The following is a 17,753-nucleotide window of genomic DNA, read 5'->3' as shown; positions in this document are numbered from 1 at the left end:
ACTTAATGGACTTCCATTCCGGGCGCTTTGCCGCGGCGGCCTGGACGCCTTCCCGTGTTCGCTGCCCGCCGTCTCGACAAAGGTAGCGGCGGGGTCTCGTGGATCCGCACGGCATCCGGCTGGGTCGACGGTGTGCACCAGCCGCGGCGTGCGAGTACGCGCATCGCTTGGCACAGCCCTTGCTCGCGATGCCGCGCCACCGAAGAGCGCGAAAATTCGTAATCGCGCGACGGAAGCTCATACGATGCTTCTTCGTAAATAAGATGGACGATATCGACGACGTGCGGGCAGCCGAGCGATTCCACCTCGAACCATAGGGCGTCCGCGTCGGGACCTGCAGGCAGCTTTTTGTAAAGCTTGTCGACGAGCTGGCGCAGCACACTGATCTTTTCGTAGGCGTCGATATGATGCATCGCCCGACTCGCATAGGTGATGTCCTTGAGGCGCGCCTGAACCTCGATCATCGTGGCGGGCGTCCTGCCGCGCGGATTCCAAAGGTCGACCACGAGAATTAAGAGGTCGCTGGTCGGTGGGTTGCTCATCAAGGCATCGAGCGGCGTATTCGAAACGATACCGCCGTCCCAGTACAGCTTGTCGCCAACGCGCACGGCTGGGAAGGCGGGAGGCAATGCCCCGCTCGCCATCACATGCTCTGGCCCGATTTTTTGAATGTGATTGTCGAAGTAGACTTGGCGGCCGGTATCGACCTCGACAGCACCAAGGCTCAAGCGGCACGCCCTCGCGTTGATCCGGTCGAAATCGATCAGTCGTTCAAGGGTGAGTTTAAGCGGGTTCGTGTCATAGAAACTCGTGGCGGCTGGACCGCCAGGCGGGGCCAGCACGGGCGGCACTGGACGCGGCGTAAAGAAGCCGGGCTGGCCCGTGAACACGGACTGCTGAGCACTCCAGAAACTGAAGATTTGGCGTAGCGAGTCGTTCTTTTCCGGGGGTGCGGCGGCATCGGGCGTAGAGACGCTGTACCAAAAATCGTGAAGGCGTTCCAGCGCCTTGTTCGGTTCGTTTCCGGCAATGATCGCGCCGTTGATGGCGCCGATCGAGGTTCCTGCAATCCAGCACGGACGCAGTTTCTGCGTGCAAAGCGCTTCATAGGCGCCGACTTGGAAGGCGCCCAACGCACCCCCACCCTGCAGCACGAGGGCAACCGCGCGCTCCTTGGCCGGCGATTGCGGACGTGCAGTCTCGCTCATGGCCCCTCCTTCGCTCTTGCGCTCGTTCAGCACTCCCGCGGTGCCACTTTATCCCACTATTTAGGGTGCGGTGCGGGACATTGCTCGTTCCGAAGTAAAGTTTTTGTGGCGGCCGTCAAGCGGCCGGGCAAGGCAGGCCTAATTTGAGAAGCCGATCTAGAAACGCCGACAGGGCGTGCAAACCCCGGTTTTCCTTGACCGAAGCAGGGGAGGCCGCCTAGATGGCGCAATGTTCGGCTTTAGTCTGCCCAAGCTCATCGTCCTCGCCGGCATCCTTCTCATTGTCTGGTACGGGTTCAAGTTGATCGGGCGCATTCAGGCGCTCCGCGACGCGGAGGCAAAACGCCAGGCCCGCGACGCGCGGGTGCGCCGACGGGCCGGCGACGGCGGCGCCGGCGTAGCTTCCGACAATGCGCGAAGCGAGGTCGAAGAGACAGTCAAATGCCGGGTCTGCGGCGCCTACGTGCCGGTGCGAGGGGTCGCAAAATGCGGTCAGCCCGGTTGCCCATTTCCATAGCTGCGGGGATAGGCTGCCCCTTAATTCGTCGCCACGTGCAGCCTATTGGCTTTACATTCCGCCCACTCTTCATACGGATTGACCCCCTTTTCGGCGGCCATTATTGTGCACTGCACCCACGTTTGTTCCCATGAACCTCGCGATGGCCAAGAACGGCGCCTCCGCAAAGAGTTTTCAGTCGCTCATCCTAACGCTTCAGCAATATTGGGCGGAGCAAGGCTGCGTTCTGTTGCAACCCTATGACGTGGAGGTTGGCGCAGGCACCTTCCATCCAGCGACAACGTTGCGCAGCCTGGGGCCAGAGCCCTGGCGAGCGGCCTATGTGCAGCCCTCCCGCCGGCCGACGGACGGTCGCTACGGAGAGAACCCAAATCGGCTCCAGCACTATTACCAATTCCAGGCGATCCTGAAGCCTTCGCCGGACAATTCCCAGGAACTTTATCTCGAAAGCCTCAAGCGCCTCGGCGTCGACCCGCTTCGGCACGACATACGCTTCGTCGAGGACGATTGGGAAAGCCCGACGCTCGGTGCCTGGGGGCTTGGTTGGGAAGTCTGGTGCGACGGCATGGAAGTCAGCCAATACACCTATTTCCAGCAAGTGGGTGGATTCGACTGCAATCCCGTGTCCGTTGAATATACCTATGGCCTCGAGCGGCTTGCCATGTACGTGCAGGGTGTCGAGAACGTCTACGATCTCGACTTCAATGGCGTCGCAGGTTCGGGCCGCATTACCTATGGCGACGTATTTCTTCAGAGCGAGCGCGAATTTTCCGCCTACAATTTCGAACGCGCCGACACGGCGATCCTTTTTCGCCACTTCGAGGATGCCGAGACGGAGTGCGCGGCATTGATTGGGGCGAAGCTATCGCTCCCTGCATACGATCAATGCATCAAGGCGAGCCATCTCTTCAATCTTCTGGATGCGCGCGGCGTCATCAGCGTTACGGAGCGCCAAGCGTATATCGGCCGGGTGCGCTCCCTCGCTAAGGCGTGCTGCGAGGGCTGGCTCAAGAGCCGCGGGCATTTGGGCTAGCCGTGGCGGAGCTTCTTCTCGAACTCTTCTCCGAAGAGATTCCCGCCCGCATGCAGGCGAAGGCCGCGGCGGACCTGAAGCGGCTCGTGACCGAGAAACTTGCCGAAGCGCGGCTCGATTTCAGCAGTGCCGAGTCATTTGTAACCCCGCGTCGTTTGGCACTCGTCGTCGAGGGATTGCCCCCGATGCAGCCCGATCTCTCCGAGGAGCGAAAGGGTCCTCGCGTCGGTGCGCCCGAGCAAGCGATCCAGGGCTTCCTGAAGTCCGCGGGCCTCTCGAACCTCGATCAGTGCGAGAAGCGCACAGTGGGGAACGCCGAATTTTATTTTGCGGTTCGTAGGGTGGCGGGACAAGCGGCGGCGCAGTTGCTCGTCGGAATGTTGGATGAAGCGATCCGGGCCATTCCGTGGCCGAAGTCGATGCGCGCCGGAGCCACCGCGTTTCGCTATGTCCGCCCTTTGCATAGCGTACTCGCGATATTCGACGGCAAGACACTCGCCGGCTCAATCGATCTGAGTGGCGCCGAACTCCGATTCGTGAACCAAACATTCGGCCACCGTTTCCTCGCCCCAGGGCCCATCACGGTGGCGCATTTCGCCGACTACCGGGAGAAGCTTCGCAAATCCTATGTCATGCTCGACCGCGAGGAGCGCAAGCGCACGATCTCTGAAGGGGCCACAGCACTCGCGGCGGCCGAGGGGCTCGCGCTGAAGGAAGATCCAGCATTGCTGGAAGAGGTTTGCGGGCTGATCGAGTGGCCCGTCGCCTTGATTGGGTCGATCGACCCTAAATTCATGGACGTGCCGCGCGAAGTGTTGACTTCGACGATGCGCACGAATCAGAAATATTTCTCGCTCGAAATGACGGACGGCAAGCTCGCAGCACGCTTCATCGTCGTTTCGAACATGGTGGCGGAGGATGGCGGAAAGGCCATCGTCGCGGGCAATGAACGCGTGCTCCGCGCCCGCCTCTCCGATGCCAAGTTCTTCTGGGATCTGGACCGCAAAACCAGGCTCGAGGAGCGCGTACCGAAGCTCGACCAGCTGGTTTTCCATGCCAAGCTCGGGACCGTCGGCCAGAAGGTCTCGCGAGTCGCAACTCTCGCTGCGGAATTGGCGGGCTGCATTCCGGGCGCCGACATCGACAAGGTTCGTAGCGCATCGCTTCTTGCAAAAGCCGATCTCGTATCGGGCATGGTCGGGGAATTCCCCGATCTTCAGGGCGTCATGGGGCGCTATTACGCCCTGCACGACGGCGAGGATCCGTCCGTCGCGAACGCGATAGCCGATCATTATGCCCCGCTTGGCCCAAACGACCGTTGCCCGACGGCGCCGGTATCCGTTGCCGTGGCTCTTGGCGATAAGATCGATACGCTGGTCGGCTTCTGGCTCATCGATGAAAAGCCCACGGGTTCGAAGGACCCCTATGCGCTGAGGCGAGCGGCGCTCGGCGTTATACGGCTCATCGTCGAGAACAATCTGCGCGTGCCGCTGCGTCGGTTCTTTGCAGTCGCGCGAGAGCTCTATCCAAAGCAGGGAATTTCGACACCGAAGCCCGATTCGCAATTTAGCGAGGATCTCCTCACATTTTTTGCCGACCGGCTCAAGGTTCACCTGCGCGAGAAGGGCGTGCGGCACGATCTCGTGAGTAGCGTATTCGCACTCGGCGGGGAGGACGATCTCGTCCGCCTGCTCGCGCGCGTGGCGGCACTGGCCAAATTCCTCGCGAGCGACGACGGCGCGAATCTGCTCACGGCATACAAGCGCGCTTCGAATATCGTGCGCATCGAGGAAAAGAAGGATAGCCGGACATATGATGGCGGCGCCGACCCGACGAAGCTGGAGCAGGGCGAGGAAAAGGCACTTTATGACGGGCTTGTCAACGCCACGGGCGGAATCGCGAATGCGGTCGGGTCGGAAGATTTTGCCGGCGCAATGGCGGCACTCGCGAAATTGCGCCCGCCCGTCGATGCGTTCTTCGATCGTGTCACGGTCAATACGGATAACGCGATCCTTCGCGAGAATCGCTTGAGGCTGCTGTCCGCAATCCGCTCGGCGCTCGGTGGCGTCGCCGATTTTTCGAAGATAGAGGGATAAAGGGATAAAGGGAATAGACATGGCGAAATGGGTGTATTCCTTCGGCGACCGCAAGGCCGAGGGCAACGCGTCGATGAAGGAACTCTTGGGCGGCAAGGGCGCCAATCTTGCCGAAATGAGCAGGATCGGCCTTCCGGTCCCTCCCGGGTTCACAATCACGACCGCGGTCTGCACCCATTTCTACGAGAACAAAAAGAAATACCCTCGCGAGCTGGAAGCTGCGACCGCGACCGGGCTCAAGAAGGTCGAGCGCATCGTCGGCCGAAAATTCGGAGATTCGAAAAATCCCCTGCTCGTGTCGGTGCGCTCGGGCGCGCGGGCGTCGATGCCGGGCATGATGGATACGGTCCTCAATCTCGGGCTCAACGATGAGACGGTCCGGGGTCTTGCGGCTGCGAGCGGCAACGAGCGTTTCGCCTATGACAGCTATCGCCGATTCATACAGATGTACGGCAACGTCGTACTCGGCATCGAGCATCATCACTTCGAGGATCAACTTGAACTGATCAAGGAAGATCGGGGCGTCGCACTCGACACCGAGCTTGCCGCCGAGGATCTGAAGGAACTCGTCGCCGGTTACCAGCGTGTCGTCGCCGCGGAATCGAGCAGGCCCTTCCCGCAAGACCCGAAGGCGCAGCTTTGGGGAGCCGTCGGCGCCGTGTTTGGAAGCTGGAACAATCAGCGCGCCATCACGTACCGGCGGCTCCACGATATCCCTGACGACTGGGGCACGGCGGTCACCGTCCAGGCAATGGTCTTTGGAAACATGGGCCAGGATTGCGCAACCGGGGTCGCATTCACGCGAAATCCGTCGACGGGCGAGAACGCCTTCTATGGTGAGTATCTCGTCAATGCCCAGGGCGAGGACGTCGTGGCGGGAATTCGCACGCCGCAGTCGATCACCGAGGCGGGCAAGCGCGCGACGGGCTCCCGGCTTCCGTCGATGGAAGAGACGATGCCCAAGGTCTTCAAGCAGCTCGTTCAATTTCGCAAGACCCTCGAAAAGCATTACCGCGACGTGCAGGATCTCGAGTTTACGGTCGAGAACGGCAAGCTCTACATGCTCCAAACGCGGAGCGGCAAGCGCACCGCACCGGCCGCGATCCGGATCGCCGTCGAGATGGCCAAAGAAAAACTTATCTCCAGAGCGGAGGCCGTAGGGCGGATCGATCCGGCCTCGCTCGACCAGCTTCTCCACCCGACTCTCGACCCAAGGGCCCCGAGAACGCTTCTGGCCCGCGGCCTGCCGGCCTCGCCAGGGGCCGCCTCGGGGATCGTGGTGTTTCACGCCGGGGAAGCAGAGGCGAAGGCCAAGCATGGCCAAGCGGTCATTCTCGTGCGGGTCGAGACGAGCCCCGAGGATATTCACGGCATGCACGCGGCCCAGGGAATTCTCACGACCCGCGGGGGGATTACGAGCCACGCCGCGGTGGTCGCGCGAGGGATGGGTCGAGCCTGCGTGGCGGGTGCGGGCGACCTAAAAGTCGATTACGAAACAGGCAGCATCACAGTCGGCAATCATGTGATCCGAGCCGGCGACGGAATCACGATCGACGGCGGAACCGGCGAAGTATTCTTCGGAACGGTTCCGACGACGAAGCCGGAGCTTTCCGGCGATTTCGCAATTCTCATGGGGTGGGCGGACCGCATCCGCAGAATCGGCGTGCGGGCCAATGCCGACACGCCGGCGGATGCGCGCACGGCAAAGGAATTTGGCGCCGAGGGCATCGGGCTTTGCCGCACCGAACATATGTTTTTCGATGGCGACCGCATCGTCGCGGTGCGCGAAATGATCATCGCGGAGGACGAGAAGGGTCGGCGGCGAGCACTTGCCAAGCTTCTTCCCATGCAACGCGCCGACTTTGTCGAGCTTTTCAAGATCATGGGCAAACTGCCCGTCACGATCCGTCTTCTCGACCCACCACTCCACGAGTTCCTACCCCATGGGGATGCGGAAATGAAGCAGGTTGCGGAAGCCGCCGGCGTCTCCCTCTCCCGCATCCGCGAGGCGTCGGGCAAGCTGTTCGAGGTCAATCCCATGCTTGGCCACCGGGGCTGCCGCCTCGCCATCACCTACCCCGAGATTTATGAAATGCAGGCGCGCGCCATATTCGAAGCCTGCGTGGCCGTCGAGCGGGAGACCGGAAAGAAAGTGGTGCCCGAGATCATGATCCCGCTCGCCGCCACCAGGCGCGAACTTGAGATCCTCAAGGACGCGATCGATCGAGTTGCCAGATCGGTCGAAAAAGAAGAAGCGATGAAGCTCAAATACCTGGTCGGGACAATGATCGAGTTGCCGCGTGCCGCCCTTCGCGCGGGCGAAATTGCCGAGACCGCCGAATTCTTCAGCTTCGGTACCAACGACTTGACCCAGACCTGCCTGGGTCTCAGCCGTGACGATGCCGGTAAATTTATCGAGGCTTATCAGCGCAACGGTATTTTCGCCGCGGACCCATTCGTGTCGATCGAGCGCGACGGTGTCGGCGAGCTTGTGCGCATGGGTGTGGTACGGGGCCGCAAGACCCGTAAGGACCTCAAGTGCGGCATCTGCGGCGAGCACGGTGGGGATCCCGCATCGGTCCACTTCTGTAACGAGGTCGGGCTCGATTACGTTTCCTGCTCACCCTTCCGCGTGCCGATTGCACGGCTCGCCGGCGCGCAATCGGCCCTCAAGGCCGCCCCCGCGGGACGGGATTGACGACGCGAGCGCGATGGCCTCCACCATCTTGCGAGTGCCGTCCCGTTCCTTCGTTTCACGGCCATAGGTCAGGGCAAAAAATATCCGCCGATTGCCTCGACAAATGGTTCGCCAGGGCCTAGATGGAGTTCGCGGTCCCGATGGGGCCGGGGCGGGATTTGATGGTCAGCTTGCGCCGCCGTATCAACGCTAAAGCGCCCGAATAAGGTCGGCCGTCGCCGCGTGGCAGCGATCTTCATCGGGGACCAATCTCATGATGGAGGTCGCGATGGACGACACCCACGCCGTACCGGACTTTTCAACTGTACTCGCCCTGCTCGAACGACTTTCGGGCGGCTTCGAGGCGACACCGGCGCGGCTTTCGGCCTTTGTCGAATCGTTCTGTGCGTCGCTCTCCGATGCCGACCCGCAATGGATTCCGGTGATCGCGATTCCCGGTGCGGAGCCCGGCAAATTCGTGAAGAACGTCGCTGCCAAAATCGAACGCTCCGGCGGAAGCGTCGAGCAGGGATGGGCAATTTGGGAAAATCCCGGCATCTCGATCTCCGCATCGTTTCATGCGGTCTGGGTTTCGCCCAAGGGAGAGCTATTCGACGTAACACCCGATCCGCACAATGCCTCGCGCATCCTCTTTGTGGCCGATCGCGGCGGGCGGGCAGAGGCCGCCACGCGGACGCCGCCAGGCCGAGTCACGTGGGCGCACCCTGCGCTTGAGCGGCGCTTGCGTGAGCCTGGAGCGCGTGAGGCGATGCTGCGCGATCTCCTCGCCAATGCGACGACCGAAGCCGGAACCTAACCTCGAGCAATCGACCTATCGGACGCGATGAGCTCGATGCGATTGCCAAAGGGGTCGTGCACGAAAGCGCGGTGCCCGTAATCCGCCGATTCGACCGCGGTCCGGTACCCCGCATGCTCGAGCTTTTCGATCAGGCCCTCGAGGTCGTCGACCACGAATCCCGGATGCGCCTTCTTCGCGGGGACGAAGCTCGGATCGACCCCGAGGTGAACCCTCACGTTATTGTGCTCGAACCACGCGCCGCCGCGCTTGGCGCGCTCCGTCGGCTTGGGCACCTCCGGAATTCCCAGAATACCTTCGTAAAAGTTTCGCGCCAGCGTTTCCCCGCCTGCGGGCATAGCGAGTTGCACATGGTCGATGGCGACAATCCGCATATCAAATCTCCAATCTCCAGATTGTTCGGAAGAGTTCGTCGTGGGTGGGTCGGCGCATCCGGCCGATGCGGGGTTCCATCTTGTCATGCAAGGGGTGATCGATCAGGATGCCCCGCCGAGCGCCCTATCGTAACAGAACCCGGCACCGGGAAGAAGTCAGCTCGCTCGTAAGAAGCCGCAGGTGAAACTGGATGTTGGTCTTCGATGGCGTGCGGCAAGAAGCCGGGGGCCGTACGATATTGGTACTCGAACGCTGGCGGGCCGCAAAGGGCGAGCACTGGCTGGTGCTCGGCCCGTCCGGTTCCGGCAAGACGACTCTCGTACATCTCGCCGCCGGACTCCTTGAGCCGACCGAGGGCCGCGTTTTCGTCGACGGGCAAGACATCGCAACCCTGCCGGCCGTTCGACGCGACCGGTTTCGCGGACAGCGCGTGGGCATCGTGTTCCAGACACTTCACCTTGTGGAGGCGCTGAGCGTCGAGGGCAATTTGCGCCTCGCTCAATACCTTGCCGGCATGAAACAGGACCGCACGCGCATCGCCAACGTGCTTGAAAGCCTCGGCTTGGCCGAGAAGTCAACGCTGAAGCCGCGCCGGCTCAGTCAGGGCGAGGCACAGCGCGTGGCGATCGCGCGCGCCGTGATAAATCGGCCGAGCCTCATACTTGCCGACGAGCCGAGTTCGGCCCTGGACGATTCGAGCTGCGAACAGGTGATAGACCTTCTCGTGAACCAGGCAACCGCGGTCGGTGCAACACTCGTGATTGCCACTCACGACGCTCGCGTCAAAGAGCGCTTCGAGCGTCGTCTGACCTTGCCTCACGACCTCACGAGTGCTGGATGAACATTGTCACGCTCAGCTTTGCTTATCTGCGCGACCGGGCCCTCACAATGGCCCTCAATCTTGTCATGCTGGCACTTGGGATCGGCACCATCGTCGTCGTAATCCTTTTCGGTGCGCAACTTGAAAGCCGACTTACGCGGGACTCGCGCGGTTTCGACCTCGTTATCGGTGCCAAGGGCAGCCCGCTTCAACTGATTCTCTCGACGCTTTATCATGCGGACGCGCCCATTGGGAACGTTCCGCTCGACGATGCGAACGAGGTCGCCCACAATGGCCTCGTCGCGACGGCGATACCGATTGCGCTCGGCGACAACTATAGGGACTTTCGAGTGGTCGGCACGGAGCCGAGTTACGCGCAGCATTACGGGGCCAAAATTGCGCAGGGCCGCTTCTGGCAAGCACCCCTTGAAGCAACGCTCGGCGCAGAAGCTGCGCGGATAACCGGGCTTAGGGTCGGCGACAATTTTTCCGCCCAGCACGGTTTTGTTCAGGGTGGGCAAACGCGCGAGTCGGCACCCTACGTTGTTGTCGGCATCCTGGCGCCGACGGGCACGGTGCTCGATCGCCTCATCCTCACGTCGGTCGAAAGCGCGTGGCAAGTGCAAGCGGTACCAGTGCACGAGATTACGGCCCTTCTCATCACGTATCGCACGCCATTGGCGGCAGCCATGTTGCCGCGCCTCGTGAACGGTCACACCGCATTGCAGGCGGCGTCGCCGGCCTACGAGACGGCGCGGCTGCTCTCCCTCGTCGGCGTCGGTATCGGCACGCTCCGCGCGTTCGGGATTCTCTTGATAGCGTGTGCCGCACTCGGAGCCTTCATCGCCCTCTACAATGCGACGAGCGAACGCCGGTACGACATCGCGGTCATGCGAAGCCTCGGCGCCTCGCGCGGCAGGGTCTTGCGGGAGGTGATGCTTGAAGGCTTGCTTCTGGCCTTGGGCGGTATCTTGCTCGCATTCGCTCTCGGCCACGGTATTGCGGCCTTACTCGGAGAGTTCTCGTCCGAAGCGCGCGCCTTGGGCCTTTCGGGGCTTGTCTGGCGTGCGGACGAAGGGTGGCTTATCGTGCTCGCGTTGTCCGCGGGGGCCGCAGCGGCATTCGTGCCGGCCTTGCTCGCCTACCGGGTGGATATTGCGCACACCCTCGCGGGCGACTAGATTCCTCCGGTTTTCGTGCAAGGTGGCGGTATGAGACTTGGCGTAACGACGGCGGCGGGCCTTTTGTTCGGCGTGGCGCTCAGCCTTTGCTTGGCCGAAGCCCCCTTTGGCCACGGCACGGCGTTCGCCCTCAGCCAATCAACCATTGTGTCGCCGGACGGGATGACGCCGCCGCCAGCGCCAAAGGACGGCGTTCGTTGGGAAGAGCTAAAGGATGTCGATGCGCCGATCGATCCCAAGGAACGGCCGCCGCAATTTGGCGCGGGCGTGCTTTCCCTCGACGGCAAGGACGTCAAACTTCGCGGCTTTATGATGCCGCTCGACCAAGCCGAGAAACAGACGCGTTTCGTGCTCACGGCCCTGCCGCCGAGCTGTCCCTTCTGCCTACCGGCGGGGCCCGACCAGCTCGTCGAGGTGCAATCCAGCGACGGTGTGAAATTCACGTTCGATCCGGTGACGATCGCCGGCAAGTTCGAAGTCCTGCGCGACGATCCGACCGGGCTCCTCTATCGCATTGTGGATGCAAAGCGCGTCGGCGATTAAGCGCGGGCAGCTCGCGATCCTTGGTCGACGATTAGGGTCTGCCTCGCGACAACCCGGCCGAACTCCGAGATCGACGGTCCAGCGCCGTTCCATCGCGCATAAGTATCAGCGATCGGTGTCACGCGGCGTGCTGTGCGGTCCGGCTGCGGTCGCAAACCAAGCCGGTCTATGCGGGCGCAGGGCGACGCCTGCGGCATTCAAGGGCTTGTTCTGGGCAAGTGCGGCTTCGACGGCGTCGAGTTTCAGGAGTGCGAGTCCGACGCCATTTTTCACGTTGCGCAATTCGCCTACCTCTTCGCCGCCAAAGGTGACGGGAGTGCCGGCCGCGGGCGCCGGGCCATCCATCTCAACGGGAAAAAGGCGTTTCTTGACGAGGGCGCGATACTTCATGCGCGCGGTCAGTTCTTGGCCGATATAGCAGCCTTTCTTGAAATCGACACCGTTCAGCTCCTCGAAACCGCTTTCGAGCACGAGCGCCTTCTCGACCGGCATGTCCTTGCTCCCCTCGGGCACGCCGAGCGATAGGCGCAATCGGCAATATTCGTCAAAAGGTCCCTGCGAATAGCCGGCGGCCTCAAGGATCGCGGCCACCCTCGAACGGGGCATCATGGCGCGGCAGCCGAGCGCGCCAAGGCGCGGATCGACGAACACCACCCCATCCTCGATCGGCTTTGCGGCACCCGGCTCGGCGGGCAGTTCGAACGGCATGAAGACGTCGTCGCCCCAGAGGACAACGACCGCAAGGCTGTCACGCCCGTCGGCGATCGCGACTTTGGCGCGGAGCTTGTACATCGTAAGCCGACGCTTGAGATCGTCGAGGCGCTCTGCCTCACCGTCGACCGCGATCCTGCCGTCGGCCAGCTCGGCAATGAAAATGTCATGGAGAAAGCGTCCCTGAGCCGTTAGAAAGCCCGCATAAAGGGCGGCGCGCGCCGATAGTCGTTCGATGTCGTTCGAGATCATGCCCTGGAGGAAGTTGCGCACGTCCTCGCCCGACAAGATCAGGCAGGCTCGCTCCTCATTGAGTGCATAAAAGCCGCTTGGCATTGACAGATTCCTCACATGAAGCCGCCTTCAAGTTGGATTGCCGAAATGAAGATGACAAGTCCTTCGAATGCCTCCGTCCGACCCCGGGGGGTCTGGACCCTTGTCGGTCAGGCGGCAAAGCCCTGTATGGCGCCCACCATGAACCTACGCTCTAGGGGCGACCGCCGATTCCTTTCTTTAAACGATCGTCATGTCTTTAAACGACCGTCATGCTCCTTGAGGATGGAGCTGCGGATATGAGATTAAGGAGTGCCTCGAGCGACGTGCTGGCGGAGACCGCTCTCAGCGGCAACGGCGTTCGAGGCGAATTGGCATTGAGCGTGGATTCGGCATATTCTCTACGAAAATGAATATCCTGTTTATCACCCACACACGGGTCGGCGATGCCGTGCTTTCGACAGGGGTACTCGCGCGTCTGATCGAGCGGCATCCCGGCGCCCGAATCACGATCGCGTGCGGCCCCGCCGCGATTGATATATTTCGCGCCGTACCGGGTCTGGAGCAAATCCATGTCCTCGAGAAGCGTAGCTACGGACGACATTGGTTGAAACTATGGCGCCAGGCCGCGTTGCGGCGGTGGGACATCGTCGTTGATCTCCGGGCCTCCGCAATCGCCTACTTCCTCGTGGCCGGAAGGCGCTACATCTCGACGCCGAGCAAGGAGATGGTGCATCGCCTTTTCCATCTTGCGCGCGTGATCGGGGAGAAAGAGGCGCTTGCCCCGCGAATTTGGACCGCACCCGAGCATTGGCACAACGCGATATATTTGCTGCCCGACGGCCCGCCACCATTAGCGGTGGCTCCTACGGCAAATTGGCGCGGCAAGATGTGGCGCGGGGCGCGTTTTGCCGAACTGTTGGAGCGCTTGACAGCGCCGGACGGTATCATGCCGTCGGCGCGCGTCGTGATCCTGGGCGCGGAGTCGGAGCGAAATCTCGCTCAACCGGTGCTCGCTTCCGTTCGTGCGGCGCGGCGCGTCGATCTTATCGGCAAGGTCGATCTCCTCACGGCTTTCATGATCCTGCGCCGGTGCGCGCTTTTCATTGGCAATGACTCGGGCCTGATGCACCTCGCCGCCGCTTCGGGCGTGCCCACGCTCGGCCTTTTCGGGCCGAGCAGGGTCGAGGTCTACGCCCCCTGGGGACCTCACGCGGACACGGTGTCGACGGAGTTGAGCTACGACGCGCTTGTCGGGCAGCCGGGGTACGATCACCGTACGACGGACACGCTGATGGACAGCCTTACCGTAGACATGGTGGAAAATGCCGCGATCCGGCTGTGGCGCCGAAGTCTGGGCCAAGCGGCATGAGCGCCATCGAACAACTCCCGGCGGGCGGGGCCAAGGCGACGCCAACGGTTTCAGCCCTGGTGGTTGCGCGCAACGAGGAGCACCAGCTCGCCGAATGCCTCGGTCGACTGCGCTTCGCGGATGAGATTGTCGTGGTCCTCGACCGCTGCACGGACGGCTCGAAGGCGATCGCCCTGCGATGTGGGGCACGCGTGATCGAGGGGGCGTGGGAAATCGAAGGGCCGCGTCGTATGGCCGGTATCGATGCCTGCCGCGGCGACTGGATTTTGGAGGTCGACGCCGATGAACGCGTCTCGCCTGAACTCGCCACCGAAATCCGCTCCGCGATCGTCCGTGCCGCACCCGGCTATTTTCTCATTCCATTCGACAACTATGTCGGCGAGCGGCTGGTGCGTTACGGCTGGGGCGGGGCATGGGGTGTTTCGGCGACGGTGCGGCTCTTCTCTCGCGGCGCCAAGCAATGGGGGGACCAGCGAATACATCCGAAAGTGACGTTCAAGGGCGAGCGGCGTTGGCTCAAGACGCCGATGGTGCATTACGTCGACCGCGACATCTCGGATATGTTGAAGCGCCTCGATCGCTATACCACGGCGCGCGCCCGGGACTTGCGTGCCAGTGGCCACATCGGTTCCTTCCCCGCGAACGTGCGGCGCCTGTTCTCGCGCTTTTACAAATGCTATGTCGCACGCAAAGGCTACCGCGAGGGTCCCTATGGTTTTCTCATTGCGCTGATGGCCGGATTATATCCGCTACTTTCCTATCTCAAGGCCAGGCTCGAGACGGATTGATGGCAGCACTGCGCGTCCTGCAGGCGATCGCGGGCGCCCATCATGGTGGGGCGGAGGAATTTTTCACGCGACTTATACCAGCGCTCGCGCGCGCCGGCCTCGATCAACGCGTCGTCATTCGCCGCGACGAGGAGCGCGCCTATGCACTTCGCAAGCAGGGGGTCGACGCCGTCGAGTTGCCTTTCGGCGGTCTTTTGGATTGGTGGACGCGGCCGGGCCTGCGCCGGGAGATCGAGGCGTTCGCACCCCATGTCGTGTTCACCTGGATGAATCGCGCCACGTGGAAGTGCCCGAGGCCGCGCGACGGCATTCGTTTCATTCACGTGGCGCGCCTTGGCGGCTACTACGATCTCCACTATTACAAGGCGTGCGATCACCTGATCGGAAACACGGTCGATATCGTGGATTATCTGCGCCGCTCCGGCTGGCCGCCCGCGCGCGCGCATTATCTTCCTAATTTCGTCGATGCCACGCGCGCCCAACCGCTCGCGCGCAGAAGCGTGGGAACGCCGGACACGGTACCTCTCGTGCTCGCACTCGGCCGGTTGCATCGGAACAAGGCATTCGATGTGCTGCTCGCGGCTCTCGCCCAACTTCCGGACGTTCATTGTTGGATCGCGGGGGACGGGACGGAGCGTCAAGCCCTCGAAGCCCAATCGGAACGGCTGGGGCTTGGCCCGCGCGTGCGCCTCTTGGGCTGGCGCAACGATACGGCCGCACTGCTTGCGGCGGCCGATCTTCTCGTGTGTCCTTCGCGGCATGAGCCGCTCGGCAATGTGGTGATCGAAGCTTGGGCGCACGGGGTGCCGGTCGTCGCGGCGGCGAGTCAAGGACCCGCGGCAATCATCGAGGATGGAAAGAGCGGAATCTTAGTGCCCGTCAACGATGCGCCCGCACTTGCGCATGGAATCCGCCGGGCATTCGATGACGAGATCCTTACCGCGCGAATCGGCGCAGGCGGCCGTGCTGCCTTCGAACGCGATTATACGGAGGCGGTGGTCGTGGCGCGCTATATCGAATTTTTTGAAAAGGTCGCGAGCTAATGTGCGGTATAGCGGGCATCATGACGACGAACGGCCGTCCGCCCGACGAAGCCGCACTCAAGCGCATGGCGGACGTTCTGGACCATCGCGGGCCGGAGGGTAGAGGACATTACGCCTTCGGCAATGTCAGCATGGTGCAGAACAGGCTCGCGATCATCGATCTCGAGACCGGTCAGCATCCGCTTTACGAACCGGGCGGTGCGGCGTTGGTGGGCAACGGCGAAATCTATAATTACATCGAACTCCGTGAAGACGCAGCGCTCACCGGCGTGAACTACGCGACCAATTCGGATTTCGAGCCGCCCCTTCTTCTCTATCGCCGCACAGGGCTTGCCTTCGTGGAGCGTCTGCGCGGCATGTACGCATTCGCACTCCACGACGCGCCGACCGGCCGACTCGTGCTTTCGCGCGATCCTTTTGGCATCAAGCCGCTTTATTATGTCGAGCGGCCCGACCTTTTCGCCTTCGCCTCGGAACCGCGAGCGCTCATTGCCGCGGGGCTTGCCCAAGCCGCGTTGAATCCTGCGCGCGGGACGGAGCTTCTGGAACTTCAATTCACGACCGGTCGCGACACGGCCTTTCTCGGCATTCGCCGACTGCTTCCAGGCGAGACGCTGGTCCTCGCCGAGGGGCGAATCGTCGAACGCCGGCGCATTGATGCGCTTCCCTCCGGTGGCCCCGAACGCTGGAGCGAGGAGGAGGCCCTCGATCGGCTGGACGCGGCACTGACCGACAGCGTGCGCGTGCATCAACGCTCCGACGTTCCCTATGGCATGTTCCTCTCGGGCGGAATCGATTCGTCGACCCTCTTGGCGCTCATGGCGAAGCTCAATGAGCGGCCCGTGCGCGCGTTCACGATCGGATTTTCGGGCACGCAGGTGGTCGACGAGAGGGCCCTCGCGCGCAAACTCTCCGAGAAGGTGGGTGCGGAGCATGTCGAGGTTGAATTCGACGAAGCGGATTTTTGGACCTACCTTCCGAGGGTTGTCGAAGCGCTCGACGATCCGGCGGCGGATTATGCAACGTTGCCGACCTACAAGCTTGCGGCGGAGCTAAAGGGCTCGCTCAAGGTGATCCTGACGGGCGAGGGGGGAGACGAGTTGTTCGCTGGATATGGACGATACCGCAGCGCCCTGCGGCCTTGGTGGATGTGGGGCCGCACGATGCGCGCGCGGGGCATCCTCGACGGCCTTGGCGTCCTGCGCAGCCAGCTTGAGGGATGGCGCGACGGTTTCGCGGCCGCCGAGGTTGCGGCGGTCTTGCCTGGTCGGAGCGACCTTCAGGTTGCGCAAGCGGTCGACGTGGCCGATTGGCTCCCAAACGATCTCCTCCTTAAGGCGGATCGCTGCCTGATGGCCCATTCCGTCGAGGCGAGAGTGCCTTTCCTCGACCGTGCGGTCGCCACCGTCGCCTATTGCTTGCCCGACAAGCTCAAGCTTCGCGACCGGCGCGGCAAATGGCTCCTCAGGCGCTGGCTGGCGCGCGAGCTTCCCGAGGCCGAACCGTTCAGCGCCAAGCGGGGCTTTACCGTGCCCACCGCCGAATGGATCGCGAGGAGAAGCGAAGGCATCGGCCCGCTCGTGGCGCGCCAGGAGGGTGTCCGGCAAATGTGCGATCCGGTTGCGGTCGAGCGGCTCTTCAAACGCTCGGGCAAACGCTCGGGTTTCGCGGAATGGGCGCTTCTCTTTTACGCATGTTGGCACCAGCGCCACATCATGGGCGTCACGGGAGCACCCGATGCCTTCGAGCATTTGCGGGCCGCGTAAGGAGGAACCGTGAGTCGAGAATACCGCACAAAATCCTGGCTCGATTCGCGCATCGAGGTGCGCCGCTCGGGTACTGCAGGGCATGGAAGTTTCGCGACGGCGCCGATTGCGGCCGGCGACATCGTCATCGAATGGGGTGGTGCGGTCCTGACGAGGGAGCGGCTCGGCTCGATCAACATCGAGCCCGACTCGGAAATCCCGATCGGGGAGGGGCTTTTCATGGTTACCCCGGTCGGTGCAAGCGACCTCCGGGATTTTTTTCTCAATCACTCATGCGATCCCAGCCTGTGGATGACAGACGAAGTGACGTTCGCGGCCCGGCGCGACTTGGCGCCCGGCGATGAGCTCACGGCCGACTACGCCTTTTGGCAGGACGAAAACGATCTCGTCGCGACATGGCGCTGCGCCTGCGGCTCGTCCCTGTGCCGAGGAAGGGTCACCGGTTCGGATTGGCGCCGGTCGGATCTTCAAGCGCGCTATCGCGGGCGTTTCTCGCCATTCGTGAACGCGCGCATAGCGACACTTCGCTGATG

16 protein-coding genes are annotated in these 17,753 nt (G+C 62.5%); 13 read left to right on the top strand and 3 right to left on the bottom strand.

Annotated features, from left to right (window positions below; genetic code table 11):
- Positions 1–2 precede the first annotated feature (2 nt).
- Positions 3–1,208 (bottom strand): patatin-like phospholipase family protein, encoded by a 1,206-nt coding sequence (locus tag VEJ16_08465; protein HYB09689.1) that lies wholly within the window; start codon positions 1,206–1,208, stop codon positions 3–5.
- Between the two features lie 229 nt (positions 1,209–1,437).
- Between VEJ16_08465 and VEJ16_08460 the strand changes: the two genes are divergently transcribed.
- The 5 genes from VEJ16_08460 (at position 1,438) to VEJ16_08440 (ending at position 8,348) form a co-directional block, all read left to right on the top strand.
- On the top strand, positions 1,438–1,725 hold the full coding sequence (locus VEJ16_08460) for a hypothetical protein (protein ID HYB09688.1): 288 nt from the start codon (positions 1,438–1,440) through the stop codon (positions 1,723–1,725).
- A gap of 142 nt (positions 1,726–1,867) precedes the next feature.
- Positions 1,868–2,758: a glycine--tRNA ligase subunit alpha gene (locus VEJ16_08455; protein ID HYB09687.1), complete on the top strand. Its 891-nt coding sequence runs from the start codon at positions 1,868–1,870 to the stop codon at positions 2,756–2,758.
- Positions 2,759–2,760: 2 nt separating this feature from the next.
- A complete protein-coding gene (gene glyS, locus VEJ16_08450; GenBank protein HYB09686.1) occupies positions 2,761–4,854 on the top strand; it encodes a glycine--tRNA ligase subunit beta in 2,094 nt (697 codons plus the stop codon).
- A gap of 19 nt (positions 4,855–4,873) precedes the next feature.
- Positions 4,874–7,552, top strand: a complete 2,679-nt coding sequence (ppdK, locus tag VEJ16_08445) for a pyruvate, phosphate dikinase (GenBank protein ID HYB09685.1) — start codon at positions 4,874–4,876, stop codon at positions 7,550–7,552.
- A 268-nt stretch (positions 7,553–7,820) separates the two neighbouring features.
- Positions 7,821–8,348, top strand: a complete 528-nt coding sequence (locus VEJ16_08440) for a hypothetical protein (GenBank protein HYB09684.1) — start codon at positions 7,821–7,823, stop codon at positions 8,346–8,348.
- On the opposite strand, the gene VEJ16_08435 is transcribed toward VEJ16_08440, so the two are convergent.
- The gene (locus tag VEJ16_08435) at positions 8,345–8,722 is read right to left on the bottom strand and encodes a VOC family protein (GenBank protein HYB09683.1); all 378 of its coding nucleotides are present in this window, start codon (positions 8,720–8,722) and stop codon (positions 8,345–8,347) included. The genes VEJ16_08440 and VEJ16_08435 overlap by 4 nt on opposite strands.
- 191 nt (positions 8,723–8,913) lie before the next feature.
- On the opposite strand from VEJ16_08435, the gene VEJ16_08430 reads away from it, so the two are divergent.
- From VEJ16_08430 to VEJ16_08420, 3 genes are read left to right on the top strand one after another with little or no spacing between them, the layout of a single operon-like run.
- Positions 8,914–9,564 carry an ATP-binding cassette domain-containing protein gene (locus VEJ16_08430; GenBank protein HYB09682.1) on the top strand — a complete coding sequence of 217 codons (651 nt, stop codon included), beginning with the start codon at positions 8,914–8,916 and terminating at the stop codon, positions 9,562–9,564.
- Positions 9,561–10,724, top strand: coding sequence for an FtsX-like permease family protein (locus VEJ16_08425; GenBank protein ID HYB09681.1), 1,164 nt, complete (start codon positions 9,561–9,563; stop codon positions 10,722–10,724). The genes VEJ16_08430 and VEJ16_08425 overlap by 4 nt, the downstream gene beginning before the upstream one ends.
- 30 nt (positions 10,725–10,754) lie before the next feature.
- A complete protein-coding gene (locus VEJ16_08420) occupies positions 10,755–11,267 on the top strand; it encodes a DUF3299 domain-containing protein (GenBank protein ID HYB09680.1) in 513 nt (170 codons plus the stop codon).
- A gap of 105 nt (positions 11,268–11,372) precedes the next feature.
- Here the strand turns inward: VEJ16_08420 and VEJ16_08415 are convergent, their stop codons facing one another.
- A complete protein-coding gene (locus VEJ16_08415) occupies positions 11,373–12,314 on the bottom strand; it encodes a folate-binding protein (protein HYB09679.1) in 942 nt (313 codons plus the stop codon).
- 346 nt (positions 12,315–12,660) lie between these two features.
- On the opposite strand from VEJ16_08415, the gene VEJ16_08410 reads away from it, so the two are divergent.
- From VEJ16_08410 to VEJ16_08390, 5 genes are read left to right on the top strand one after another with little or no spacing between them, the layout of a single operon-like run.
- Positions 12,661–13,623 carry a glycosyltransferase family 9 protein gene (locus tag VEJ16_08410; GenBank protein HYB09678.1) on the top strand — a complete coding sequence of 321 codons (963 nt, stop codon included), beginning with the start codon at positions 12,661–12,663 and terminating at the stop codon, positions 13,621–13,623.
- Positions 13,620–14,411, top strand: coding sequence for a glycosyltransferase family 2 protein (locus VEJ16_08405; protein HYB09677.1), 792 nt, complete (start codon positions 13,620–13,622; stop codon positions 14,409–14,411). The genes VEJ16_08410 and VEJ16_08405 overlap by 4 nt, the downstream gene beginning before the upstream one ends.
- The gene (locus VEJ16_08400; GenBank protein ID HYB09676.1) at positions 14,411–15,454 is read left to right on the top strand and encodes a glycosyltransferase; all 1,044 of its coding nucleotides are present in this window, start codon (positions 14,411–14,413) and stop codon (positions 15,452–15,454) included. The genes VEJ16_08405 and VEJ16_08400 overlap by 1 nt, the downstream gene beginning before the upstream one ends.
- Positions 15,454–17,220, top strand: a complete 1,767-nt coding sequence (gene asnB / locus VEJ16_08395; protein HYB09675.1) for an asparagine synthase (glutamine-hydrolyzing) — start codon at positions 15,454–15,456, stop codon at positions 17,218–17,220. The genes VEJ16_08400 and asnB overlap by 1 nt, the downstream gene beginning before the upstream one ends.
- A 9-nt stretch (positions 17,221–17,229) precedes the next feature.
- Positions 17,230–17,751 (top strand): SET domain-containing protein-lysine N-methyltransferase, encoded by a 522-nt coding sequence (locus VEJ16_08390; GenBank protein HYB09674.1) that lies wholly within the window; start codon positions 17,230–17,232, stop codon positions 17,749–17,751.
- Positions 17,752–17,753: the final 2 nt, after the last annotated feature.

Source organism: Alphaproteobacteria bacterium, assembly GCA_035625915.1.
Classification (GTDB): Bacteria; Pseudomonadota; Alphaproteobacteria; order JACZXZ01; family JACZXZ01; genus DATDHA01.
Note: the sequence above shows the minus strand (reverse complement) of the source record. Positions and strands in the feature narration are given on the sequence as shown.